At 70.5% G+C, this 24,641-nt stretch carries 20 protein-coding genes; 19 read left to right on the forward strand and 1 reads right to left on the reverse strand.

Annotated elements, in window-relative coordinates; genetic code table 11:
* Positions 1-48: 48 nt before the first annotated feature.
* From VNG13_14650 to VNG13_14720, 15 genes are all read left to right on the forward strand, one after another.
* Positions 49-828: an enoyl-CoA hydratase-related protein gene (locus tag VNG13_14650; protein HVA61755.1), complete on the forward strand. Its 780-nt coding sequence runs from the start codon at positions 49-51 to the stop codon at positions 826-828.
* 159 nt (positions 829-987) lie between these two features.
* Positions 988-1,767 carry an electron transfer flavoprotein subunit beta/FixA family protein gene (locus VNG13_14655; protein HVA61756.1) on the forward strand — a complete coding sequence of 260 codons (780 nt, stop codon included), beginning with the start codon at positions 988-990 and terminating at the stop codon, positions 1,765-1,767.
* A gap of 30 nt (positions 1,768-1,797) precedes the next feature.
* Positions 1,798-2,751: an electron transfer flavoprotein subunit alpha/FixB family protein gene (locus VNG13_14660; protein HVA61757.1), complete on the forward strand. Its 954-nt coding sequence runs from the start codon at positions 1,798-1,800 to the stop codon at positions 2,749-2,751.
* A gap of 26 nt (positions 2,752-2,777) precedes the next feature.
* Positions 2,778-4,193, forward strand: coding sequence for a hypothetical protein (locus tag VNG13_14665; GenBank protein ID HVA61758.1), 1,416 nt, complete (start codon positions 2,778-2,780; stop codon positions 4,191-4,193).
* A gap of 308 nt (positions 4,194-4,501) precedes the next feature.
* Positions 4,502-5,692: a cysteine desulfurase family protein gene (locus tag VNG13_14670; GenBank protein HVA61759.1), complete on the forward strand. Its 1,191-nt coding sequence runs from the start codon at positions 4,502-4,504 to the stop codon at positions 5,690-5,692.
* Positions 5,693-5,694: 2 nt separating this feature from the next.
* On the forward strand, positions 5,695-6,756 hold the full coding sequence (mnmA, locus tag VNG13_14675) for a tRNA 2-thiouridine(34) synthase MnmA (GenBank protein ID HVA61760.1): 1,062 nt from the start codon (positions 5,695-5,697) through the stop codon (positions 6,754-6,756).
* Between the two features lies 1 nt (position 6,757).
* The gene (locus VNG13_14680; GenBank protein HVA61761.1) at positions 6,758-7,765 is read left to right on the forward strand and encodes an NAD-dependent epimerase/dehydratase family protein; all 1,008 of its coding nucleotides are present in this window, start codon (positions 6,758-6,760) and stop codon (positions 7,763-7,765) included.
* A 9-nt stretch (positions 7,766-7,774) separates the two neighbouring features.
* Entirely contained in the window at positions 7,775-8,068 is a 294-nt protein-coding gene (locus tag VNG13_14685) for a hypothetical protein (GenBank protein ID HVA61762.1), read from the forward strand.
* Positions 8,065-9,078 (forward strand): methionine synthase, encoded by a 1,014-nt coding sequence (locus tag VNG13_14690; protein ID HVA61763.1) that lies wholly within the window; start codon positions 8,065-8,067, stop codon positions 9,076-9,078. Before VNG13_14685 ends, VNG13_14690 begins: the two co-directional genes overlap by 4 nt.
* The gene (gene ligA / locus VNG13_14695) at positions 9,075-11,138 is read left to right on the forward strand and encodes an NAD-dependent DNA ligase LigA (protein HVA61764.1); all 2,064 of its coding nucleotides are present in this window, start codon (positions 9,075-9,077) and stop codon (positions 11,136-11,138) included. The genes VNG13_14690 and ligA overlap by 4 nt, the downstream gene beginning before the upstream one ends.
* Before the next feature lie 69 nt (positions 11,139-11,207).
* Complete coding sequence (locus VNG13_14700; GenBank protein ID HVA61765.1) at positions 11,208-13,274, forward strand: EAL domain-containing protein; 2,067 nt, start codon at positions 11,208-11,210, stop codon at positions 13,272-13,274.
* A gap of 37 nt (positions 13,275-13,311) precedes the next feature.
* Positions 13,312-13,608: an Asp-tRNA(Asn)/Glu-tRNA(Gln) amidotransferase subunit GatC gene (gene gatC, locus VNG13_14705; GenBank protein ID HVA61766.1), complete on the forward strand. Its 297-nt coding sequence runs from the start codon at positions 13,312-13,314 to the stop codon at positions 13,606-13,608.
* A complete protein-coding gene (gene gatA, locus VNG13_14710) occupies positions 13,605-15,098 on the forward strand; it encodes an Asp-tRNA(Asn)/Glu-tRNA(Gln) amidotransferase subunit GatA (GenBank protein HVA61767.1) in 1,494 nt (497 codons plus the stop codon). Before gatC ends, gatA begins: the two co-directional genes overlap by 4 nt.
* Positions 15,095-16,600 (forward strand): Asp-tRNA(Asn)/Glu-tRNA(Gln) amidotransferase subunit GatB, encoded by a 1,506-nt coding sequence (gatB, locus tag VNG13_14715; protein ID HVA61768.1) that lies wholly within the window; start codon positions 15,095-15,097, stop codon positions 16,598-16,600. Before gatA ends, gatB begins: the two co-directional genes overlap by 4 nt.
* Positions 16,597-17,676 (forward strand): hypothetical protein, encoded by a 1,080-nt coding sequence (locus VNG13_14720; GenBank protein HVA61769.1) that lies wholly within the window; start codon positions 16,597-16,599, stop codon positions 17,674-17,676. Before gatB ends, VNG13_14720 begins: the two co-directional genes overlap by 4 nt.
* Positions 17,677-17,686: 10 nt before the next feature.
* On the opposite strand, the gene VNG13_14725 is transcribed toward VNG13_14720, so the two are convergent.
* Entirely contained in the window at positions 17,687-18,901 is a 1,215-nt protein-coding gene (locus VNG13_14725; protein HVA61770.1) for a helix-turn-helix domain-containing protein, read from the reverse strand.
* Positions 18,902-19,095: 194 nt separating this feature from the next.
* Here VNG13_14725 and VNG13_14730 point away from each other — a divergent pair, with 194 nt between their 5' ends.
* The 4 genes from VNG13_14730 (at position 19,096) to ilvN (ending at position 24,640) form a co-directional block, all read left to right on the forward strand.
* Positions 19,096-21,252 (forward strand): galactose oxidase-like domain-containing protein, encoded by a 2,157-nt coding sequence (locus VNG13_14730; GenBank protein ID HVA61771.1) that lies wholly within the window; start codon positions 19,096-19,098, stop codon positions 21,250-21,252.
* Between the two features lie 44 nt (positions 21,253-21,296).
* Positions 21,297-22,172, forward strand: a complete 876-nt coding sequence (locus VNG13_14735) for a 2-hydroxyacid dehydrogenase (GenBank protein HVA61772.1) — start codon at positions 21,297-21,299, stop codon at positions 22,170-22,172.
* Between the two features lie 195 nt (positions 22,173-22,367).
* Positions 22,368-24,113, forward strand: a complete 1,746-nt coding sequence (locus tag VNG13_14740) for an acetolactate synthase large subunit (protein HVA61773.1) — start codon at positions 22,368-22,370, stop codon at positions 24,111-24,113.
* Entirely contained in the window at positions 24,110-24,640 is a 531-nt protein-coding gene (ilvN, locus tag VNG13_14745; GenBank protein ID HVA61774.1) for an acetolactate synthase small subunit, read from the forward strand. The genes VNG13_14740 and ilvN overlap by 4 nt, the downstream gene beginning before the upstream one ends.
* Position 24,641: the final 1 nt, after the last annotated feature.

Consider the following 24,641-nt stretch of genomic DNA (forward strand, 5'->3'; position numbering starts at 1 on the left):
GCCGGCCCGGTAAACTCCCCGGATCGCAGGCCGGCGTGAGGAGAGCGGATGCCCGAGTTCGTCAGGCTCGAGGTCGAGGACTCGGTCGGCACGATCCGCCTCGATCGGCCGCCGATGAACGCGATCGACGACACGGTGCATCGGGAGCTGCGCGCGGCCGCGGAGGAGGCCTCCGACCGCGGTGACGTTCGGGCGGTCGTGCTGTACGGCGGCCCGAAGGTATTTGCGGCCGGTGCGGACATCAAGCACATGGCGGACATGTCCTACACCGACATGGTGGAACGGGCCGGCGGCCTCATGGGGGCGGTGACGGCCGTAGCAAAAATCCCAAAGCCGGTCGTCGCTGCGATCACCGGGTACGCGTTGGGTGGCGGATGCGAGATCGCCCTGGCGGCTGATTACCGGATCTGCTCAGAAACCGCCCGGCTCGGCCAGCCGGAGATCCTGCTCGGAATCATCCCGGGCGCCGGCGGTACGCAACGTCTACCCCGGCTGGTTGGAACGTCTCGGGCGAAAGAGCTGATTTTCACTGGGAGGTTCGTTAAAGCGGAAGAAGCTTTGGCGATTGGACTGGTGAATACGATCGTCCCCGCTGAACAGGTCTACCCGTCGGCCCGCGCATGGGCCGCGCAGTTTGCGGCCGGTCCGGCCTTCGCGCTGCGGGCGGCGAAGGAGGTCATCGACGCCGGGCTGGAGGTCGACCTGGACACGGGTCTCACGATCGAACGGGCGGCGTTTGCAGCACTTTTTGCAACCGAGGACAGGGCTGCCGGGATGCGGAGCTTCATCGAGGAAGGCCCGGGGAAGGCGCGGTTCGCCGGGCGCTGAAAACTGCTACTTGCTCGAGTTTGCACCAGGCTCGCCTACGGTAACCTCCAGCGAAGTGGCCGGCTGCTCGGGCTCCTGGAGCCCTTCGTACGCTGTGCCCGCAATGCCCGCCGGCGCGACCCGCGCGCCGCGGCTCGCACGGGAGGTCGGCCCCCGACCATGAACATCGTCGTCTGCGTCAAGCAGGTCCCCGATACCTGGGCGGAGAAGAAGCTCGATCCGTCCGATTCGACGGTCGATCGCGCGTCCGTCGACGGTGTCATGAACGAGCTCGACGAGTACGCGGTCGAGGAGGCGCTGCGGATCAAGGAGGCGCACGGCGGCGAGGTGACCGTCTTGACGATGGGTCCCGAGAAAGCCGCCGAGACGATTCGCAAGGCTCTGTCGATGGGTGCCGACGCCGCTATCCACCTCGTTGACGACGCGTTGCACGGATCGGATGCGCTCGCCACCTCCTATGCGATGGCCCAGGCTCTGGGCACGGTGTCGTGGGATCTGGTCCTGCTCGGCTCGGAGTCCACCGATGCTCGGATGAGCGTCTTGCCCGCGATGCTCGCCGAGCGGCTCGGGGCCAGTCAGCTCACGTTCGCCCGCAGCGTCACCGTCGACGGTTCCACGATCAAGATCGAGCGGCAGACCGACAGCGGTTACGACGTCGTGGAGGGCTCGACCCCGGCGGTCGTCAGCGTCGTGGAGAAGATCAACGAACCTCGCTACCCGTCTTTCAAAGGAATCATGGCGGCGAAGAAGAAGCCGATGACGACGCTGTCCTGTGCCGATGCCGGAATCGATACGGACAAGGTTGGCCTCGGCGCGGCACGCAGCAAGGTCGACTCGTTTGCCGCCAGGCCGCCGAAGCAGGCTGGTCAGGTCGTCAAAGACGAAGGCGACGGCGGAGCGAAGCTCGCCGAGTTCCTCGCCGCCCAGAAATTCATCTGACCCGTCCCCGCCCGAGGAAGGAACGACCCGATGGCCGAGGTCCTCGTCCTCGTCGAGCACGTCGACGGGACACCCAAGAAGGTCAGCTACGAGTTGCTCACCCTGGCCCGCCGGCTCGGTGAGCCGGCCGCGGTATTCATCGGCACCGGATACGAGAACGCCAAAGACAAGCTGGCCGAATACGGTGCGACGAAAATCTACGTTGCCTCCGGCGAGGAGTACGACAGCTACCTGGTCGCTCCGAAGGTCGACGTCCTGGCACAGATCATCGGTTCCGCGTCGCCATCCGCCGTCCTCATCCCGTCGAGCGCAGAGGGCAAAGAGATTGCCGGCCGGCTCGCGGTGCGGACCGACTCAGGTGTGATCACCGATGCGGTTGACGTGGGTGCGAACCTCGTGGCCGAGCAGTCGATTTTCGGTGGCGCGGTTCGGGTTCAGGCCTCGGTGACCGTCGGAACCGCGATCATCACGGTCCGGCCGAACTCGACCGCACCGGAGGCCGCGCCCGCAACGGCGACTGAGGAGCAGGTCACGGTGACCGTCGGCGACGCCGCGAAGGGCGCCCGGGTGCTCGAACGGGTCATGGAGAAGAAGGGGGGCCGCCCCGAGCTGACCGAGGCGGCGATCGTCGTCTCCGGTGGTCGTGGCCTGGGGGGCGCGGAGAACTTCGCGGTCGTCGAGTCGCTGGCCGACGCGCTGGGAGCGGCCGTCGGTGCCTCCCGGGCGGCGACCGACGCAGGCTGGTACCCGCACCAGAACCAGGTCGGGCAGACCGGGAAGACGGTTTCGCCCCAGCTCTACGTTGCGGTTGGCATCTCCGGTGCGATCCAGCACCGGGCTGGGATGCAGACGTCGAAGACCATCGTGGCCATCAACAAGGACCCGGAGGCCCCGATCTTCGAACTGGTCGACTTCGGTGTTGTCGGCGACCTGTTCCAGGTCGTTCCACAGGTGGTCGCGGAGATCGAGAAGCGCAGGGCCTGACCGGGCGGCCGTTAGGGTTGCTGACCGTGACCACCTGGGACCGGAAGAGCTCGACCGATCTCGCGAAGGCGCAGGACGCCGCGCTGCGGGCTCAGCTTGCGGATGCGCTCGTGCCGTTCTCGCCGTTCTGGCGGGACCGGCTCCGCGTTCTAGGGATCGGTGCGGGCTCGATTCGGGGCGTGCCGGGGCTGTCCGGGATTCCGGCGGTCGGTGAGCGGGATGTGTGCCCGGACGGCGACCCGGCCGGGATGGCGGCCCTCGTGCTCCAGGTCAGCGAACGCGGCTGGCCCGTGCATGCGAACGGGCTGACCCTGCGCCGGGCGATGTTGCGCCGACTGGCGTCCGCCGACGCTTACCGCCAGGTGGTCGAGGCGGACAGCCGACCGACGTCGTTCGTCTATGCCGGGCTGGGTTTTCGCTACCCGTTGGCGTCGACGCGGGGGGACCTCGATCTCGTGACCCGGGCCGGAGCCCGGCTCTGGCAGGTCCTCGGCCTACGCTCCAGCGACGTCTTGCTCGCTGCGCTGCCGAACAACAGGGGCAGCGAGCGAGTCGCGCTCCGCCTCGCTGCTCTGGGTGCCGGTAGCCCGGCGATGCTCCTGTCGGCGGACGTTGCCGAGATTTCGACCGCCTTGCGCTACCTGCCGGCGACGGCGCTCGCCGTTCCCGCCGATACCGCCGCGGACCTGGTCGAGGGACTGGTCGGGGCCGGTTCCGATCTGAGCGCGCTGCACACGCTGTTACTCGTTGGGGTGCCGACCGCCGCGGAACGCCGGGCGGCGGAGGTGGCGCTCGCGGCCGGGCGCGGAGCCGCCGACGGGGTCACGCTCGCCGTCCATGCGCCCAGCGGATCCCGGGTGCTCTGGGGCGAGTGCCGACGCGGCGCGGGCGGGTCGACCGGCCTGCACACGTATCCGGACCTCGACCTGGTGGAGCTCGTCGACCCGGACACGGCCGACGGGTACCCCGGCGGCGGAGCCGGGGAGATCGTCCTCACGCAGCTGGGCTTCCGTGGCAGCGCGCTGTTGCGCTGGCGAACCGGGGACGTGGTCGGCGGTCCGATCGAGACCGCGCCGTGTCCGGCGTGCGGTCGCACCGTGCCCCGAGTGCCCAGCCTGGACCTGCGCCGCGGTGCGATGGTCGTCCGAGTCACCGGATCGGATCGTGCGGTCGACCTGCGAGCCGTAGCCGGTGCGCTGGCCGGACGCACGGACCTGTCCGACTGGCGGCTCGAGTTGAGTCGCCGTGGTCGGGACGGGACCGCGCAGCTGCTTGTGCACCTGGCCGCGCCCGGTGACCCGGCGGAGGCGGCGGTCGGCGCCGCCGCCGATATCCGCGCCGCCTCGGGTCAGCTGCCCAGCCAGATCGTTGGATCCTTGCCCGGCCAGTTCATCCCACCGGAGGGAAGCCCGCTGACCCGGCGGATCGTGCTCCGGGGCTGACCGGGGCTGACCGGGCTTACCGGGGCTGGCCGGGAGCCGCGAGTGGGCGGTTGTGCCGGGGCGGATCGCCCACTCGGAGCGTGGCGGAGGAGCAGGACCGCCCACTCGGCGCGTGCCGGGGAGCCCACTCGGCGCGTGCCCGGGAGCCCACTCGGCGCCTGCCCGGGAGCCCACTCGGCGCGTGCCCGGGAGCCACGCGGGCGGCTGCCCGGGAGTCCACGCGGGCGGCTGCTCGGGAGCCCACGCGGGCGGCTGCTCGGCGCCCGCCCGGGAACCCACGTGGCGCGCGCCGGATTAGGCTGGGATCGATGGTGTATCTCGATCATGCGGCGACAACGCCGATGCTGCCCGAGGCGGTTGCCGCGATGGCTGCCGAGTTCGGCCGGACCGGCAACCCCTCTTCGCTGCACGCGGCCGGTCGCCGGGCCCGTCGGGTGGTCGAGGAGTCGCGGGAGCAGCTCGCCGCTGCACTCAGCGCGCGGCCCAGCGAGGTCGTATTCACCGCCGGCGGCACGGAGAGCGACAACCTGGCGGTCAAGGGCATCTACTGGGCGCGCCGGGCGGCGGACCCTCGTCGCCGGCGGATACTGGCCGGAGCGGTGGAGCATCACGCGGTGCTCGACTCCGTGCAGTGGCTGGTCGAGCACGAGCAGGCAGTCGTCGATTGGCTCCCCGTCGACCCCAACGGCCGCCTCCGCCTTGACGCGGTCGCCGCCGCGCTCGCGGACAATCCGGACGACGTTGCCCTGGTCAGCGTGATGTGGGCGAACAACGAGGTGGGAACTCTCCAGCCGGTCACGGAGATTGCCGGCCTCGCCCATGAGTACGGCATTCCGGTGCACAGTGATGCGGTTCAGGCGATCGGTCAGGTCCCCGTCGACTTCGCAGCGAGTGGGGTCGACGCGATGACGGTGACCGGACACAAGTTCGGCGGCCCGGTGGGTGCCGGCGCGCTGCTCCTCGGCCGGGACGTCGCCTGCGCGCCGCTGCTCCACGGCGGTGGGCAGGAGCGGGACGTGCGCTCCGGCACGGTCGACGTGCCGGCGGTGGCGGGGCTTGCGATTGCCGCCGAGATCGCGACCACGCACCTGGCCGAGCGGTCCCGCCGGATCGCCGACCTCCGCGACGATCTCGTCAGGCGCACCCTCGAGACGCTGCCCGATGCCGTCCTCAACGGGGAAGCCAGCCTGGATTCGGCGCGTAGGTTGCCCGGGAACGCTCACTTTTCCTTCCCCGGATGCGAGGGGGATGCCCTGCTCCTGCTGCTCGACGCCCGTGGCATCGAGTGCTCGACGGGGTCGGCGTGTTCGGCGGGAGTGGCCCGGCCCAGTCACGTGCTCCTTGCGATGGGGCAGTCCGAGGAGCGGGCTCGGGGATCGCTCCGGTTTAGCCTCGGCCACACCTCGACTTCCGCGTGCGTCGATGCCCTCATCGAGGCGATCGGCCCGGTTGTGGAGCGGGCCCGCCGGGCCGCCCTGGCTACCGCCCGCCGGAGCTGAGGGTGCAGGTCCTCGCGGCGATGTCGGGCGGTGTCGACTCGGCCGTCGCGGCTGCCCGCGCCGTCGATGCGGGTCACGAGGTCACCGGGGTGCATCTCGCACTGTCGTTCGCACCGGCGGCAGCCCGGACCGGTTCTCGTGGGTGCTGCACCCTTGAGGACGTCCATGACGCCCGCCGCGCAGCGGACCTTCTGGGTATTCCGTTCTATGTCTGGGATCTCGCCGAGCGGTTCCAAGCCGACGTGGTCGAGGACTTCGTCGCGACATACGCTGCAGGTGATACCCCCAACCCTTGTCTGCGCTGTAACGAGCGAATCAAGTTCTCGGCCGTCCTGGCCCGGAGCCGTGCCCTCGGCTTCGAGGCGCTCTGCACCGGGCACTACGCCCGCATGGTCGATGGGGTCCTGCATCGTTCTGCTGATCCCGACAAGGACCAGTCTTATGTGCTCGGCAGCCTGACCGGCGATCAGCTTTCCGGTGCCATGTTCCCGCTGGGGGGATCCCGCAAGACCGATGTCCGCGCGGAAGCGGCCCGGCGGGGATTAGCCGTCGCGGAGAAGCCGGACAGCTACGACGTGTGCTTCATCGCGGACGGTGACACCGCCGGGTACCTGCAGACCCGGCTCGGCAATGCGCCGGGCGACATCGTCGACGCGGCGTCCGGCGCGGTTGTCGGCTCCCACTCGGGTGCCTACGGGTACACGGTCGGGCAGCGCCGGGGCCTGCGCCTCGCCCGGCCCGCGCCCGACGGCCGCCCGCGGTACGTGCTGGACGTGTCGCCGGTCGATCGGCGGGTCACGGTCGGGCCACGGGAGGCGCTGGCCGTCCGGGCTATCGCCGGCAGCCGTCCGGTGTTTCCCCGCGGCGGACCGGTGCCCGATCGTGGATACCTTGCTCAGATGCGCGCGCACGGCGAACCGCTGCGTTGCCGAGCTCAGCTGGCCGGCAGTCACCTGGAGGTGGCACTGGAGGCGCCGGCCTTCGGCGTTGCCCGGGGACAGGCCATCGTGATCTACGACGACGATGCGGTACTGGGAGCGGCGACTATAAGCGGCACGGCCTGACGTGCGGGTGCTGGTCCTAGGGGGCACCCGATTCGTCGGGCGAACGGCCCTGGAGCTGGCCGTTTCCCGCGGTCACGAGGTCACCATCGTTCACCGCGGCCTGACCGGGAACAGCCCGCCCGGGGTCGAGGCGATCCTGGGCGACCGGACCCTTCCGGGTGGTCTGGACGCGCTGGGCGGCCGGGAGTGGGACTTCGTCCTCGATACCTGGGCCGGGCCGCCGCGGGTTGTCCTCGACGCCGCTCGCCGGCTCGCCGATTCGGTGGGCCGCTACGCCTACGTATCCAGCCTGTCCGCGCACCGCTGGCCCCCGCTGCCGGGGGCCACGGAGGATGCCCCGACCGTCGACGCTCGACCGGATGCCGAAGAAGGCGACTACGCCTCTTGCAAGCGCGGGGCGGAACTCGCGGTTCGCGACGTATTCGGGGCCCGGGCGCTGATCGCTCGGCCGGGCCTCATCCTCGGCCCGTACGAGGACATCGGCCGCTTGCCGTGGTGGCTCAATCGGATGCTGCGCGGGGGACCTGTCCTGGCGCCAGCTCCTCCCACGCGCCCGCTTCAGTACATCGACGCGCGCGACCTGGTGGGGTGGCTGCTCGACGCTCCGGACCGCGGGCTCTCCGGGGTATACATCACGGTCAGCCGCCCCGGGCACACGACGCTCGGCGCTCTGCTGGAGATTTGCCGGCAGGTGACCGGGGGGGTGGCTGAGCTGGTCTGGGTGGACGAGCAGGCCATTCTGGATGCGGGCATCGAGCCGTGGATCGGCGTGCCCATCTGGCTTCCGTTCGCAGGTGGAGCGGCCGCGCTGCAGGACGCGGATCCGAACCGTGCGCAGGCGGCCGGCCTTCGATGCCGACCGGTCGAGGAGACGGTGGCCGACACGTGGGCCTGGCTGCGGAGCGGCGCGCCGCCGCGCCTGCGTGACATCGAGGAGCGGATGACCGCCGAGACGGAGGCGGCGTTTCTCCGGGCATGGACCGCTCCTTCGCGCGGCGACCACGGCTAGGCTCGGTCTATGGGCGACCGGGTACAGCTGACCGATCTCGACGTCATTTCGCGTTACAGCCTGGCGGTTCGGACGGCGACCGCCGACCGGGCCGAGCTGATCGCGGCGCTGGAGGCCGACCTCGGGTGGCTGCGTGGCCGGGGCGGCCGGACGCAGGCACAGCCGCGCCTGCCGAGCCGCCCGGAGCGGGCGCCTGCGGCTACCCGCGCGACGACCCCGGCCCGGAAGGCGGCGGCTACCCGCGCGAGGACCCCGGCCCGGAAGGCCAGCGCCGCTCCCCGCCGGGGTGGTCGGCGGGCGTGACCGCTGCGCCCTGGGCGCCGGGTGCCGCGACCGGGGTTGGGTCGATGCCGGGCGAGGACATGGACGCGGCGGTTCGCCTGGTTCTTGGCGAGCTGTCCGTTCCGTATCTTCCCGAGCTGCCCGCGCGCGGACTCGGGGCGGATCTGGTCGGCCGCGGGGTCGCCCATCTCGCCGAGTTGCATGCAGATGTCCAGCCGAGTGGTTGGCGGTTGGTCGACCGGCCGGGTCGGGACGAGGCCCGGGCCCGCGACCTGCTCGAAGCGGACCTTGACGTGCTGGCCGTGGCGGGGGCCGACTGGAACGGTCCGTTCAAGGTTCAGGTCGCCGGCCCCTGGACGCTGGCGGCCGCGCTCGAGTTGCCGCGCGGACACCGCGTGCTCAGCGATGCCGGTGCGGTCCGCGACCTCACCGACGCCCTCGCGGAGGGAACCGTTCGCCTGTTGACCGCGGTCTCCCGCCGACTCCCGGCGGCACGGCTGATCTGTCAGGTCGACGAACCGGGACTTCCGGGAGTGCTCGCCGGCCGGATCCCCACGCCGAGCGGCTGGGGTCGCGTGCGCGTGGTGGCCGAGCCTGATGCTGAAGCCGGCCTGGCCCGGGTGCTGGCCGCCTGCTCGGTCGTGCCGGCGGTGCCGGCGGTGCATTGTTGCGCCGATGACGCACCCTTGCGTTTGTTCCGCTCCGCGGGCGCGACCGCCGTCAGCCTTGACCTCACCCGCTTCACCGACGAGGACGCGCTCGGCGAGTTCGTCGACGGGGGCGGTTGGCTGATCGCCGGGACGGTCCCGGCGCTCGGCCCCGGTGTCGCACCCGCCGTCCGCGAGCTGGCCGACCCCTTGCGCCGGCTCTGGCGCCGGCTAGGTTTCGCGCCCGAGACGCTGGCCGAGCGAGTAGCGGTCTCCCCGACCTGTGGTCTCGCCGGCGCCTCGCCCGGCTGGGTCCGCACGGCCCTCGACCTGTGCCGGCGGAGCGCTCAACTGCTCGCGGAGGCACCGGAGTCGGCCCGGTGACCGTCGAGATCCCGGCGGCGGAGGTCGATCGACACTCCGAGCTGTCCCGGGAGCTCGAAGAGCATGCCTTCCGCTACTACGTTTCCGATGCGCCGACGGTCAGCGACGCGGAGTACGACGCGCTGATGCGCGAGCTGTCCGGGATCGAGGAGCGCTACCCGCAGCTGCGCACGCCGAACTCACCGAGCCAGAAGGTGGCCGGTTCCTATTCGACGCTGTTCACCCCGGTGGAGCACCTGGAACGGATGCTCAGCCTCGACAATGCCTTCACCGACGCAGACGTGGACGCGTGGAACAGTCGGCTCGAACGCGAGGCTGGGGCGACCCCGCAGGGATACCTGTGCGAGCTGAAGATCGACGGGCTCGCGGTCGACCTGGTCTACGAGTCGGGTCGCCTCGTCCGCGGCGCGACCAGGGGCGACGGGCGCACCGGCGAGGACATCACCTCCAACATCCGTACCCTCGGCGACGTCCCGGCCCGGCTTCGGGGCGACCGGGTGCCCGAGCTGCTCGAGGTCCGGGGGGAGGTGTTCTTCCCGGTCTCCGAATTCGACGCTCTGAACGCCACCCTGGTCGAGTCGGGGAAGGCCCCCTTTTCCAATCCGCGCAACGCCGCAGCCGGCTCGCTGCGACAGAAGGACCCTCGGGTCACCGCGAGCCGCCCACTGCGGATGCTGCTGCACGGCCTGGGCGCCCGACGCGGCTTCGCGCCGGCGTCCCAGTCCGAGGCTTACGCTGCGCTGTCGGAATTCGGCCTACCGGTCAGCGACCGGTATCGAGTCGTCGAAACGCTGGCGCAGGTCAAGGACTACGCCGGCTTCTACGGCGCCCACCGCCACGATGTGGAACATCAGATCGACGGGGTCGTAGTCAAGGTGGATGACCTCGCGCTACAGCGTCGGCTCGGTTCCACATCGAAGGCCCCGCGCTGGGCGATTGCCGTCAAGTACCCGCCCGAGGAGGTCGTCACCCGACTTCTCGACATCGAGGTCAACGTCGGCCGAACGGGGCGGGTCACGCCGTTCGGTGTGCTCGACCCGGTGCGGGTCGCCGGATCGACGGTGGCCCGGGCGACGCTGCACAACCAGGATGAGGTCCGACGCAAGGGTGTGCTCATCGGTGACTTCATCGTGCTGCGCAAGGCTGGCGATGTCATCCCAGAGATCGTCGGCCCGGTCGTGGCCCGTCGCGACGGCGGCGAGCGGGAATTCGTCATGCCCACGGCCTGCCCGGCGTGTGGCACCACGCTGGCCCGTCCCGAGGGCGAGGTCGACGTCAGGTGCCCGAATGCCCGGACTTGTCCGGCGCAGCTTCGGGAGCGGCTCTTTCACATCGGGCACCGGGGCACCCTCGACATCGACGTACTCGGCTACGAGGCCGCGTCGGCTTTGCTCGACTGCGGGTTGGTGCGCGACGAGGGCGATCTTTTCGGGCTCACCGCCGAGATGCTGGCACGCTGCCCGTTCTTCACCCGCAAAGACGGCAGCCTGTCGACGAATGCCGCCAAGTTCCTCGACGCCCTCCAGCGCGCGAAGTCCCGGCCCCTTTGGCGGTACCTGGTGGCGCTCTCGATCCGCCACGTCGGCCCGGAGGCCGCCCGGCCGTTGGCTCGCGAGTTCGGCTCGCTGGACTCGATCGCTGCGGCCTCGGAGGCGGAGCTAGCGGTGGTCGATGGCGTCGGGCCGACGATCGCCCGGTCGGTTCTCGACTGGTTCACGGTCGACTGGCATCGGGAGATCGTCGAGCGATGGCGCCTGGCTGGGGTCGATTTCACGGAGCGGTCGACGGCGGCAGGGCCCCGCCCACTCGAGGGGATCACCGTCGTCGTCACCGGTTCCCTACCCAACTTCTCCCGGGACCAGGCGACCGAGTCGGTGCAGTCCCGTGGCGGCAAGGTCGCTGGCTCGGTGAGCCGCAAGACGTCGTTTGTCGTCGCTGGCGATTCGCCGGGGTCGAAGTACGACAAGGCGGTGGCCTTGGGCGTCCCCATCCTCGACGAGCAGGGTTTCGAGGTTCTGCTCGAGCGGGGTCCGCAGGCTGCGGCCGGCGTGGCTCACTGACGATCGGCCCCGCCCCCGGCATGATCGGCTGACCAGTCGCCTGCCTTTTCCGGTCACCAAGGGGGATGCGTGTCACGAGCCGCGGGGGCCGAGGCCGTGGCCGCCCCGCGCTCGGCGGGTGCCGGCTTCTGGTGGTACCTGGGAAGCGTCGGCCTGCTCGGGCTCGCGGTCACCGGCTGGTCGCTCGCCCGGCTGCCCTGGTCGGCCATTCCGGGTCTGGGTGCGGCCTTCTTCACGGTGGCCGTGCTGCTCGCCCTGGCGGAGCTCCGCCCGCTGGTCACCGCAGGTAGCCCCGACGAGAACGGCGTCACGATCTCGACCGCCTTTGTGTTCGCGTTGCTCCTGCACTGGGGCCTGCCGGTCGCTCTGCTCATGCAGACGGTCGCGACTGTCGTGGCGGACACGGTCCGACGCCGGGCTCCCTGGCGCACGACGTTCAACGTCGCGCAGTACGCGCTGTCCTGGAGCGCCGCCGCGGCTGTGCTGGCTATAGGCGGCGTCGGCGCCTCCATCGGACACCCGCTACTGCTCGCCGGCCGTGACTTGCCGATCATCACCGTCGCGGCGCTGATGTATTTCCTCTGCAACGACCTGCTCGTTACCAAGGCGGTCGCCCAGCATCAGCGCCTACCGCTGCGGGAGATCTACGCACACCATCTGGGCTACCGCGCTCTCACCGAGGGCGCCCTGCTCGCCCTGTCGCCGATCGTCGTCGTTGTCATGGAACGCGACCCCGCACTGGTTCCCCTCCTGATCCTGCCCATCGCCGCGGTGTACGCGACCGCCTCGGTGTCCTTGCAGAAAGAGCACCAGGCCCACCACGATGCGCTGACCGGTCTGCCGAATCGCAAGTTGCTGCTGCGCCGTGCCGGGGACGCGATCGAGCGGTCCGAGCGGACCGGCGAACCGGTGGCCCTGTTCCTGCTCGACCTCGATCGGTTCAAGGAGGTCAACGACACCCTGGGTCACGCCACGGGGGACGCCCTCCTCCAGCTGGTCGCCACCCGGCTGTCGGCGGCGCTGCGCCCCGGTGACACGGTTGCCCGCCTGGGTGGGGACGAATTCGCGGTTCTGCTCCCGGTTGTCCGCGGGCTGCCTGCGGCGCAGGCCATCGCGGACCGGGTGCACCGGGCACTCGTCGAGCCGTTCGGACACCAGGGGATGTCCTTCGACATCGAGGGTTCTCTCGGCATCGCGCTCTACCCGGCGCACGCCCCGGACGTCGCGACCCTCATGCAGCGGGCGGACGTCGCCATGTATCTGGCGAAGGAATCGGGTACCGGGATCGAGATCTACTCGGCGGATCGGGACCGGCACTCGCCGAGCCGGCTCGGCCTGTCCGGGGATCTGCGCCGGGCGCTGTCCAGTGGCGAGCTTGCGATGCACTACCAGCCCAAGGTCGACATGGTTACCGGGGCCGTGACGGGCGTCGAGGCGTTGCTTCGCTGGTGCCACCCGGAACGCGGGCTGCTCCAGCCGGACGACTTCCTCCCGCTGGCCGAGAGCAGCGGACTGATGCGCCGGATCACGCACTTCGCGGTCGAATCGGCACTCGACCAGGCGGCGCGTTGGGAGGAGATGGGACTCGCCGTGCCCGTGGCCGTCAACGTCTGCGCGCGGGACCTCTATGACGGGCTGTTCGTCGATTACCTGCGCGGCCAGCTGGCCGGACGCGGTCTTGCCCCGACGACGGTGCAGCTCGAGGTCACCGAGAGCATGTTGATGGCCGATCCCGGCCGGGCCGCGGTGACGCTCGACGCCCTGCACGAGCTCGGCGTCAGCATCTCGCTCGACGATTTCGGGACCGGCTACTCCTCCCTCGTCCACTTGCGCCGGCTGCCGGTCAGCGAGATCAAGATCGATCGTTCGTTCGTCGGCCGGATGACCGGGGACGAGGACGACGCGGTCATCGTCCGATCGATGATCGATCTCGGCGCGGCGCTCGGCGTGCGTGTCGTCGCCGAGGGGGTTGAAACCGCGGCGGCCTGGCGGCGGCTCGCCGAGTTCGGCTGTCCGGCCGCGCAGGGCTGGTTCTTCTCCAAGGCGCTACCTGCGGATGACGCAACCGGCTGGCTGCGCGGAGAGTCTCCGAGCGTCATCAGCCTGCCGGACGACGCCGGGGCCGCGTTCCGCTAGCGGTTTTCGACTGGCGCTGGCCCGTAGGATCGGTGGTATGGCGGCCATCACCCGGGCCGAGGTCGAACACCTCGCCCGTCTCGCGCGGATCGACCTGAGCAGTGCGGAGCTGGATGCCGTGTCGAGCCAGCTGGAGGTCATTCTGACTTCCGTCGCCCGGGTTGCCGAGGTGGCAGCCGCCGATATCCCGCCGACCTCGCACGCGGTGCCGCTGACGAATGTCTTCCGGCCGGACGTCGTGACCGGGTCGCTCGACCGTGCCGAGCTCCTTGCGGCCGCTCCCGCGGCCGAGGGTGGCCGGTTCCGTGTCCCGAGAATCCTGGACGGGGAGTGACCGAGCTCACCCGGTCGACGGCGACCGAGCTCGCGGCCCGGATGGCGTCCGGCGAGGTGTCCTCGGTGGAAGTGACCCAGGCCCACCTCGACCGAATCTCGGTGGTGGGCCCGAAACTGAACGCGTTCCTGTACCTCGATGTGGAAGGAGCCCTCGCCGCCGCCCGCGCCGTCGACGATGCGCGCGGTAGGGGCGAGCTCCTCGGCCCACTGGCGGGGGTGCCACTCGCGCTCAAGGACGTCCTCGTACAGCGCGGTGTGCCGACCACGGCGGGCTCCAAGATCCTCGAGGGTTGGCGGCCGCCCTACGATGCGACGGTCGTGCGCCGGCTGCGCGCCGCCGGGGTCGTGATCGTCGGCAAGACGAACATGGACGAGTTCGCGATGGGCTCGTCGACGGAGAACTCGGCTTTCGGCCCAACTCACAACCCATGGGATCTATCCCGGGTGCCCGGTGGCTCATCCGGCGGGTCGGCGGCCGCGGTGTCGGGGTTTCTCGCTCCGCTGGCGCTCGGGACCGACACCGGGGGCTCGATCCGGCAGCCAGCCGCCGTCTGCGGCATCGTGGGCGGCAAGCCCACTTACGGGGCCGTGAGCCGCTACGGGCTGATCGCGTTCTCCTCCTCCCTCGACCAGGTCGGCCCGCTGGCGCGAACCGTGCTCGATGCGGCCATGTTGCACGAGGCGATCGCGGGCCACGACCCGATGGACTCGACCTCGATCGACGCACCGGTCTCCCCGGTCGTCGTGGCCGCGCGTTCCGGCGACATCAAGGGCCTCCGGGTGGGTATCGTCCGCGAGCTGTCCGGCGAGGGCTACCAGCCCGGTGTCCAGGCTGCTTTCGGCGACGCGGTGGCCCTGCTCGACAAGCTGGGTGCCGAGATCCACGAGGTCTCGTGCCCGCACTTCGCCTTCGCGCTGCCCGCTTACTACCTGATCGCGCCGAGCGAATGCTCTAGCAACCTGGCCCGCTTCGACGCGATGCGCTACGGGCTGCGGGTGGGAGACGACGGCGTCGCCAGTGCCGAGCAGGTGATGGCCGCGACCCGGGCCGCTGGTTTCGGTCCCGAGGTCAAGCGTCGGATCATCCTCGGCACGTATGCGCTGTCCAGCGGCTACTACGACGCCTATTACGGGCAGGCGCAGAAGGTCCGGACGCTGATCGGCCGAGACTTCGCGGCGGCTTTCGAACAGGTGGACGTGCTGGTGTCACCGACCACCCCCACGACGGCGTTCCCGCTCGGCGAGCGCGTCGACGACCCGATGGCTATGTACCTGGCCGACCTGGCGACGATCCCGTCGAATCTCGCCGGCAACGCGGCGATCTCCGTTCCGGTCGGCCGTTCGGCCGACGACGGGCTGCCCGTGGGGTTGCAGGTGATGGCGCCCGCGCTGGCCGACGACCGGGTCTACCGGGTCGGAGCTGCCCTCGAGGGTGCGCTGACCGAGCGCTGGGGACACCTCCTGGTCGAGGAGGCGCCGGTCCTGTGACCATCGCACTGGTGGATTACGCCGACGCCGTGCGTCGCTACGACCCGGTACTCGGGCTCGAGACGCATGTCGAATTGGGGACCACCTCGAAGATGTTCTGCGGCTGCCCAACCGCTTTCGGCGCTGAACCGAACACCCAGGTCTGCCCCACCTGTCTCGGGCTCCCCGGGTCGCTGCCGGTGGCCAACCGCGAGGCGATCCGGGCCACCGTTCTCATCGGCCTGGCGCTGCACTGCGAGATCGCCTCCTGGTGCCGGTTGGCCAGGAAAAACTACTTCTACCCGGACATGCCGAAGAACTTCCAGATCTCGCAGTACGACGAACCGCTGTGCACCGGCGGGTGGCTCGAGGTGGAGACCGAAGGTCGCACGCACCGGGTGGAGATCGAACGGGTCCACCTCGAGGAGGACACCGGAAAGTCCCTCCACGTCGGGGGGAGCACGGGACGGATTCAAGGTGCTACGCATTCGCTCGTGGACTACAACCGGGCCGGGATCCCGCTGGTCGAGATCGTCACCCGTCCGATCGCGGGCACCGGTGCCGATGCGCCGGTGGTCGCCCGGGCCTACGTAACCGCGATCCGCGACCTCGTCCGCGCACTCGGGGTGTCCGACGTGCGGATGGAGCAAGGCTCGCTGCGCTGCGATGTCAACGTGTCGCTTCGGGAAGATCCGAATGCCGCGCTCGGGACGCGCACCGAGTCCAAGAACGTCAACTCGCTGCGCTCGGTGGAACGCGCGGTCCGGTACGAGATCGAGCGCCAGGCCGCCGTGCTGGATTCGGCGGGACGGGTCAGGCAGGAGACCCGGCACTTCCACGAGGACACCGGTACCACGACGCCGGGCCGGAGTAAGGAGCAGGCCGAGGACTACCGCTATTTCCCGGAACCGGACCTCGTCCCGATCGCACCGACGCGGGAGTGGCTGGCCGACATCGCGGCGGCGCTTCCGGAACTTCCGGCAGCGAGGCGGGCCCGGCTCGCCGCCGAGCACGGCTTCAGCGCCATCGACGTCGAACAGATGGTGAACGCGGGCGTGCTCGAGTTGGTCGATGCGACGATCGGTGCCGGGGCGTCCGCCGACGAGTCACGCAAGTGGTGGCTCGCCTATCTCGCCGAGCGGGCCAACACCCAGGGGGTCGAGCCGGCCGAGCTCGGGATCGATCCCGCTCAGCTGGCCGCTGTCATCGCGGCGGTGACTAGCGGCCGGTTGACCAACCCGTTGGCCCGCCAGGTCGTGGACGGCGTGCTCGCCGGTGAGGGCTCCCCCGACGAGGTCATCGCGGCCCGCGGGCTCGCCGTCGTGACCGACGAGGGTGAGCTCGGCGGGATCGTCGACCAGGCGATCTCGGAGAACCCGGAGATCGCGGAGAAGATCCGGGCCGGCAAGGTGGCGGCCGCCCAGGCCCTCGTGGGCGTGGTCATGAAAGCCACCCGGGGGCAGGCCGACGCGGCCCGGGTCCGCCGGTTGGTTCTCGAGCGGCTCGACGCCGACGGGTCATGATCCGGCTTCTCGCCGCCGTCGCCCTGCTCGGGTTCGGCCCTTGGCCCGCGTCGTTCGCCGACGGTCCCAACCCGCAGATCGTCGCCGTCCTCGACCGGGTGAGCCCGGCGTTGCCAGCCGGTGTCGTCGTCCAGGCGCAGGTGAGCCTCGACGACCAGCTGGTCGCGGCGAACCCGACCAGCACCGTCCTCGAGGTCATTGCGACCGACGGGGTGCCATTCCTGCGGATCAGCCGGGCGGGCGTACTCGCGAACGTCGCCGACCCGGACTGGTACGAGTCGAACGTCCCGGGCGGAGGTGGCTCCCTGCCGGCCGGTGTGCACGCGGGCGCCGCACCGCATTGGGCCCGGGTGAGCGCAGATGATGCCTGGGGCTGGTACGACGCCCGGGTGGGTACGAGCGGGCTGGCGTTGCCATCCAGGGCCGCATCGGCTACCGCCCCGCTCGGCTTCCAGTCCTGGACGGTACCGCTGCGCTACGGAAGCCAGCCCGTCACGCTGTCCGGGCACTTCGAGTTCTACCCGGACCTCGGTGGCTTCCTTGTCACCGCCAGCCACGTACCCGCCGGGTTGACCGCGAGCATCCTCCAGGGCCGACTGCCCGGGGTCTTTCTCGGCGACCCGGCCGGAACGCCGGTAATCGTCATCGGTATCGACGGCGCCCCGTTCCTGCGCCTCGGTCCGACCGGTGTCGAGGTCAACACCGCAAGCCGGAGCTGGGCGATCGACCAGCAGGCACGGGGGAACTCGCCGCCCAGGACCACACCCGGCCAGCAATGGCGACGGCTGTCTGTCGCCCGTACGGTCGATTGGCTCGACCCCCGGCTGAGCTACCCCGCGGAGGCCCCGCCGGACCCCAATCGGGCAGCCACGGTCCGGACCTGGCGTATCCCGCTCATCGTCGACGGAGCTCGGACCGCGCTGATCGGGGCGATCCAGTGGCGGCCGGCGGTCGCCGCGGCGCCCGGGTCCGGCTCCGCGGGCGGCGGCGTTCCGCTGCTCTGGCCTGCGGTCGGGGCCGCGGCCGCGGTCACGGCCGCCGTCACGGCGATCCGGCGCCGTCGAACCACCCGCTGAAGGCGCAGGCTCAGCCGGCCGCCGGTTGCGGTGGGTCGAGCAGGCGCAGTGCCATCAGGGCCAGGGCGTAGCCGACGTTGGAGCGGGTGGTGGCGAGCGGGCGGCCGATGAGCGACTCGACCCGGCGGAGCCGATTCAGCACTGTGTTGCGATGGCAGTACAGCCGCTCGGCCGCTCGAGTCGGCGACCCGCCGGCGGCGAACCAGGCATCCAAGGTGCCGAGCAGCACCTCGCGCTCGGGTCGTGGCAGGTCGAGCAGGTCGCCGAAGGTCTGTCGGGCCAGCCGGCCGGAGAGCTCGGGCGAGCCGACGACGAGCGCCTCGGGCAGCCGGTCGTCCAGCCAGGCCACCCCGCGCTCGCCGGGTGCCAACGTTCGCAGCGCGGTCTCGGCGAGCCGGTAGCCCTGCCCGATCTCGGCCAGGCCGGCGACCTCGGAGGAAATCCCGGCCCGACCCGGCACGAGCCGGCGGAGCAGATCGACCGTGGCCGCCGCCCCGGCCGGGCCGACGGCCACTATCCCGACCTCCCGGTCGGCCCGGATCCGCCAGGCCGAGCGGAGACCGCGGACGGCAAGCGCGTCCCGCGGTGAGCGGGGCAGGTCGGCCGTCGCCGGGTCGTAGGCCGCGGTGACGACGAGGTACCCGCCGCTCTCGGGCAGCTCGAGGGCCCGGGCCGCCTCCGCGCTGACCGCCACGTCGCGGCCGTGTCCTTCGACGAGGGCGTCGAGCAGGGCCTGCTGGCGATGTCCGAGCCGCTGGGCGAGCTCGGTTTCGGTGGCCCGGTACGCGTCGCTCACGGCCGAGGAGAACCGGTCGACCACCTCCCAAACGCCGGTCGCCCCGTCGAGCAGGGTCAGCACGTCGACCTTCGGGTTGCGTCGTCCCGCCTCGACCAGGCTCTCCCAGATGATCCGGCCGCCGAGCCGGTAGGCATGCAGGACGGATTCGAGCGGCATCCCTTGCTGGGCCCGCCGCCGACCGGTCGCCCGTGGGGCATCCCACGGGTCCGCCCCGGCGGGAACGGTGCCGGTCAGCGTCTGAAGCACCCGGGCCAGATTGTCGTGGCAGGAGCCCCACAGGTCGGTGTCGGCAACCCGCTCCGCCTCGTACCGACCGTCATCCCGCTGGATTTCCTGAACCAGGCGGTCGGTCAGCCGGGAAAGATCGCCAAGCAACTCCAGGCCCAGCGTCCCCACCCCCGAGCTGGGCCAGCCGCGAGCGTCCATGCCGCCCAGACTAGACCCCAGGCACAACTGCTGTCGGTACGTCACGGTGGGAACGCACAGATTCCGACCGGGAGAACTGTGCTCTCAGCACATAGCCGGGCAGCCTTCGATGTCGAATCTGTTACCCAGAAGCTACGTCGGGGGCTGGGCCCTTGAGTGGGGCTCATTGCCGATGACGGACTTGGGAGGCGGTCATGCGCAAATCCGGTCTCTTCGCGCTGGTGCTCGCGGTGGCAGGGCTGTCCGGGGCGGCGGTGCCGGCTGTGGCGGCCGCCCCCGAGGCAGCGTCTACCGGTTCCTTCGGTCCGTTGTTCGAGGAGCCGTCGAGCCTCGCCGGTGACATCGACTGCACCGCTCGGGACGGCGCGCCGAACTGCAAACCGGCCGCGATGGCGGTCGCGGTGCTGCCGAACGGTTCGGAGCTCTACTGGGACGGCCTGGAGGGCATGAACCGGGTCCAGTACAACGTCGTCGCGGAGTTCGGCAACGTGGCCCAAAACGACCAGAGTCGGTTGCTCACGCTCGGTCCAGGCGGGCCGCACTGGGCTTTGCCCAAGCCCGTCGACGGAGGCACCAATCCGAACAGCGGTGCCGGGGACTACCTGCCGGTCGTGCCGCACAACAACGACGCGACGAACAACGACAGCGACCTGTTCTGCTCGTCTCTGGTCCAGCTCGCCAACGGCGACCTGATGTCCGCCGGCGGTACCGCCTACTACCTGGAGCCCGGGGTCTCGGGGGTGCCCTACGGTGTCAGCGAGCTCGAGGGTCTGCGGGTCACCCGCCTGTACGACCCGGCGACGAACAACTGGACGTTTTCCGGGAACATGGGCTACGGCCGGTGGTACCCGTCGCTGGTCACGCTGCCGAGCGGCAATGTCTTCGTCGCGAGCGGGGTTACCAAGCTGATCAAGCCCATCTACCCGAACAGCCCGACGAACTCCGGAACAAACGTCAAGCAGACCGAGACCTACGACACCGCGACTGGTACCTGGTCCTACAACGGGACGACCGCGGACAAGTCGCTGCCGCTGTTCCCGCGGCTGCACCTGCTCCCGGACGGCAAGGTGTTCTATGACGCGGCCGGTCAGACGTTCAACCCGGACGGACAGTCCTACGACGAGGCGCTATGGAATATGGCGAGCGTCTACGACCCGAGCGCGAAGACGTGGACCGACGTCGGCGTTCCCACGATCGGCGGCCTGCCACTGGGGTTCCGAGGCTCCGGGTTCGACGTCATGCTCCCGCTGGCGCCGAATGCCGCGGGGAAGTACCCGACGGCCTCCTTCCTCGCCGCGGGTGGGGTGATCGGGGTCACCCCCGGCACCTATCTGGCAACCAACACCTCGACGCTGGACACGATCGACACCGCGCACGGCGACGCTTTCACGAGCACCGCGACCGGCGCCCTCAACAACGCGCGCTGGTACAGCACCGGAGTCGTGCTGCCCGACGGTGAGGTCTTCGCGGTCAATGGCGCCAACCGCGACGAAGTCGTCGCGCCGGGCTCCGGGACGCCGGTGACCCAGGCGGAGCTGTACAACCCGAACACGCGGACCTGGCAGGTTGCCGCGACCGAGACGCATGGCCGGACCTACCACAATACGGCCGTGCTGCTGCCGGACGGGAGCGTGCTGGTCGGCGGTCACGCGCCGATCGCCACCGGGTACGCGTTCCAGACCGACCAGGGAACCGCGATCGGGCTGTCGAAAGCCGAGAGCGACCCGACCTTCCAGATCTACTACCCGCCGTACTTCTCCTACCGCGTGCCGAGGCCCACGATCGAGCAGGCGCCGGAGCGGCTGAGCTATGACCAGGTGGCCACCATCTCGACCCCGGACGCAGCCCGGATCAGCACGGTGGCACTGGTCCGCAACCCTTCGCTCACCCATCTCGTCGACGGCGACCAGCGCACGGTCGACCTGCGGATCGTGGGACGCTCGGCCGAGGCTCTCCGGGTCGCGATCCCGGGCCCGGATGTCGTGCCGCCCGGCCCCTACATGCTGTTCGTGAACGCCCGGTCGGCGAAGGGGCAGGTGCCGTCGGTTTCCACCCAGGTCTTCGCCGGTATGCCGGTCCCGGCTTACGCGGTCCGGGCACATGAGCTGGCTGCGGCCCACCGGACGAGCGCACCCGCCCGGCGGGTGCCGGCCAGAACCCTGGCCGAGGCGGCGCTGCCGGCGACGGTCCACAGTGTCCCGGCGACGTCTGGTCTCGCCGCGCGGAACGCGACGAGTCGCGGCCCGCTGACCGACCGGCGCGGGCTTACCTGGCTCGGGGCGGCAGCCCTCGTCAGCGGCGCGGCGGCCCTCGGCGGTTTCGGCTTCCGTCGTCGCCGGGCGCAGAGGTAGCCGCGCTCAGGGTTTGGCTTCCCGAGCCCGGCTCGGTGGCGGCGATGGGCGGTCTACCCGCGGGCGTCGCGGCCGATGTCTGGCCGGGCACCGGCGCGCTGCCGGCCTCGGCGTCGGAGGTAGAGGTCGTCGTCCTGCCGTTCCTCGCCGCGGGCGACCGGCTCGCCGACCTGCGCGAGTTGCCCCGGCTGCGCCTGGTCCAGTTGCTGACTGCCGGGGCGGAAGCGGTGCTGCCGTACGTCCCGGCGGGGGTCACCGTGTGCACCGCCCGCGGCGCGCACACCGCGAGCACCGCGGAGTGGGTGGTCGCCGTCATCCTCGCTCAACTTCGTGAGCTTCCGCGCTTCGTCCTCGCCCAACATGCCGGCCGGTGGGAGCGCCGTGGAACCCCGACCCTCGCCGGCTCGACCGTGCTGATCGTCGGATACGGGTCGATCGGAGCCGGCGTCGAGGCCCGGCTGGGCGGTTTCGAGGTCACGATCGACCGCATCGCACGCCACTCCAGACCGGGGGTCGGCGGACTCGACGAGCTGGCCGATCGGTTGCCCGGCGCGGACGTCGTCGTGCTGCTGGTCCCCCTGACCGCGCAAACCCGCGGGCTGGTGGACGCGAGCTTCCTCCGTCGCATGCGCGACGGCGCCCTTCTGGTCAACGCCGCCCGCGGCCCGGTGGTCGACACGGATGCGCTCCTGGCTGAGCTGCGTGCGGGGCGGTTGCGTGCCGCCATCGACGTCACCGACCCGGAGCCGCTCCCGGCCGGCCATCCGTTGTGGACGGCGCCCGGCCTTCTGCTCACCCCGCACGTCGCGGGCTCTACGCCGCTGGCTCGACCCCGGGCGTATGCGCTCGCCCGCCGGCAGCTGGACCGGTACCTGTCCGGGCAGCCGCTGGAGAACGTGGTGCACGCCGGCGGGTACTGAATCCAGCGCGTCTCGCTATTCGAGACATTCGGTCTACGGGTTGACGTGCTGCTCCGGCTGCGGCACTCTTGCTTCGTGCACTCACGATTCATCGTAGTTATCCGGCGCGCCAGCTGACCTGTCTCAGCTGACGCGCTACCCCCCGTGCCATCGGCGCACGAGGGGTTTTTTGTTGCCACCTGAAGGGCCGTCACGATGTCCGAGCAGATCACCGGGGCGCAGTCGCTCGTCCGAGCTCTCGAAGCGGTTGGAGCCGACATCGTCTTCGGCATCCCGGGGGGCGCCATCCTGCCCGCATATGACCCGCTCTTCGACTCGACGACGGTCCGGCACATCCTGGTCCGCCACGAGCAGGGCGCCGGGCACGCGGCCGAGGGCTATGCCCAGGCGACCGGCCGGGTCGGGGTTTGCATGGCCACCAGCGGACCCGGGGCCACGAACCTCGTCACCCCGATCGCCGACGCGTACATGGACTCCGTGCCGATCGTCGCGATCACCGGTCAGGTTCCCTCGTCCGCGATCGGCACCGACGCTTTTCAGGAAGCCGACATCTGCGGCATCACCATGCCGATCACCAAGCACAACTATCTGGTGCAGTCGGCGGACGACATCCCGAGGGTCATCGCCGAGGCCTTCCACATCGCGTCCACGGGCCGCCCCGGCCCGGTCCTCGTCGACCTGCCCAAGGACATCCTCCAGGCAGCGACCAGCTTCGTCTGGCCGCCCACAATGGAGCTGCCCGGCTACCGGCCCACCACGAGGCCGCATGCCCGCCAGGTTCGAGAAGCGGCCCGGATCATCTCCGGCGCCCTGCGGCCGGTGCTCTACGTGGGCGGGGGAGTGCTGAAGGCGCGGGCGGCAGCCGAACTACGCCTACTCGCCGAGCTGACCGGGGCTCCCGTCGTCACCACGTTGATGGCCAGAGGCGCCTTCCCCGACTCCCATCCGCAGCACCTGGGCATGCCCGGTATGCACGGAGCGGTCGGGGCGGTAGGCGCGCTTCAGCGGGCCGATGTGATCGTGGCCCTCGGCGCTCGCTTCGACGACCGGGTCACCGGCAAGTTGTCGACCTTCGCCCCGCACGCGACGGTCATCCACGCCGACATCGACCCTGCGGAGATCTCGAAGAACCGAGTCGCCGACGTTCCGATCGTCGGCGACGCGCGCGAGGTCATCGCCGAGCTGGTGGTGGCGATCCGGACTGAACACTCCGAGGGTCGCCAGGCCGATCTCACGGGCTGGTGGCGGACGTTGGAGAGTTGGCGCGGCACCTACCCGCTGGGGTACGAGTCACCTACGGACGGCTCGCTGGCCCCGCAGTACGTCATCGAGCGGATCGGTGAGATCGCGGGGCCGGAGGCGCTCTACGTCGCGGGTGTCGGGCAGCACCAGATGTGGGCGAGCCAGTTCGTCCGTTACGAGAATCCCTACACCTGGCTCAACTCCGGCGGCCTGGGGACGATGGGGTACGCGGTCCCGGCGGCCATGGGCGCCAAGGCGGGTCGACCGGACGCCCTGGTCTGGGCCATCGACGGTGACGGGTGTTTCCAGATGACCAATCAGGAGCTGGTTACCTGCGCGGTGGAAGGGATCCCGATCAAGGTTGCGGTCATCAACAACGGCAGCCTCGGCATGGTCCGCCAGTGGCAGACCCTCTTCTACGACGGGCGCTACTCCAACACCGACCTCGGGCGGCGCCGCCTGCCCGACTTCGTGCGGCTGGCCGAGGCGATGGGATGTGTCGGTCTGCGCTGCGAAACCCCGGACTCCGTGGACGCGACGATCGAGAAGGCAATGGCCATCGACGACGCCCCGGTCGTCATCGACTTCGTCGTGCAGCCCGACGCCATGGTCTGGCCGATGGTCGCCGCGGGAACCGGAAACGACGAGATCAAGGTCGCCCGCGATCTTGCTCCGGACTGGGAGAAGGACGACCTATGACCGAAGCGCGACACACCCTTTCCGTCCTCGTCGAGAACCGCCCGGGTGTCCTGGCCCGGGTCGCGGGGCTCTTCTCCCGCCGGGGATTCAACATCGACTCCCTTGCGGTCGGGCCGACCGAGCATTCTGACGTGTCACGGATGACCATCGTCGTGCGCGTCGATGACCTGCCGCTCGAGCAGGTGACCAAGCAGCTGAACAAACTGGTGAACGTGATCAAGATCGTTGAGCTGGCGCCGGACGCCGCAGTGCAGCGCGAGCTGCTCCTCGTCAAGGTGCGGGCCGACCTGGAGACCCGATCCCACGTGCTCGAGACCGTGCAGCTGTTCCGGGCCAAGGTGGTCGACGTGTCCGCCGACGCGGTCGCGGTCGAAGCGACCGGCACGAGCGACAAGCTCGACGCCTTGATTCGCGTTCTCGAGCCCTTCGGCATCTGTGAGCTCGTGCAGTCCGGGATGGTGGCCTTGAGCCGCGGGTCGCGCTCGATCACCGACCGGAACCTGCGAAGCGCCGAACGCACCGCCTGAG

This window comes from Mycobacteriales bacterium, from assembly GCA_035533475.1.
Classification (GTDB): domain Bacteria; phylum Actinomycetota; class Actinomycetes; order DATLTS01; family DATLTS01; genus DATLTS01.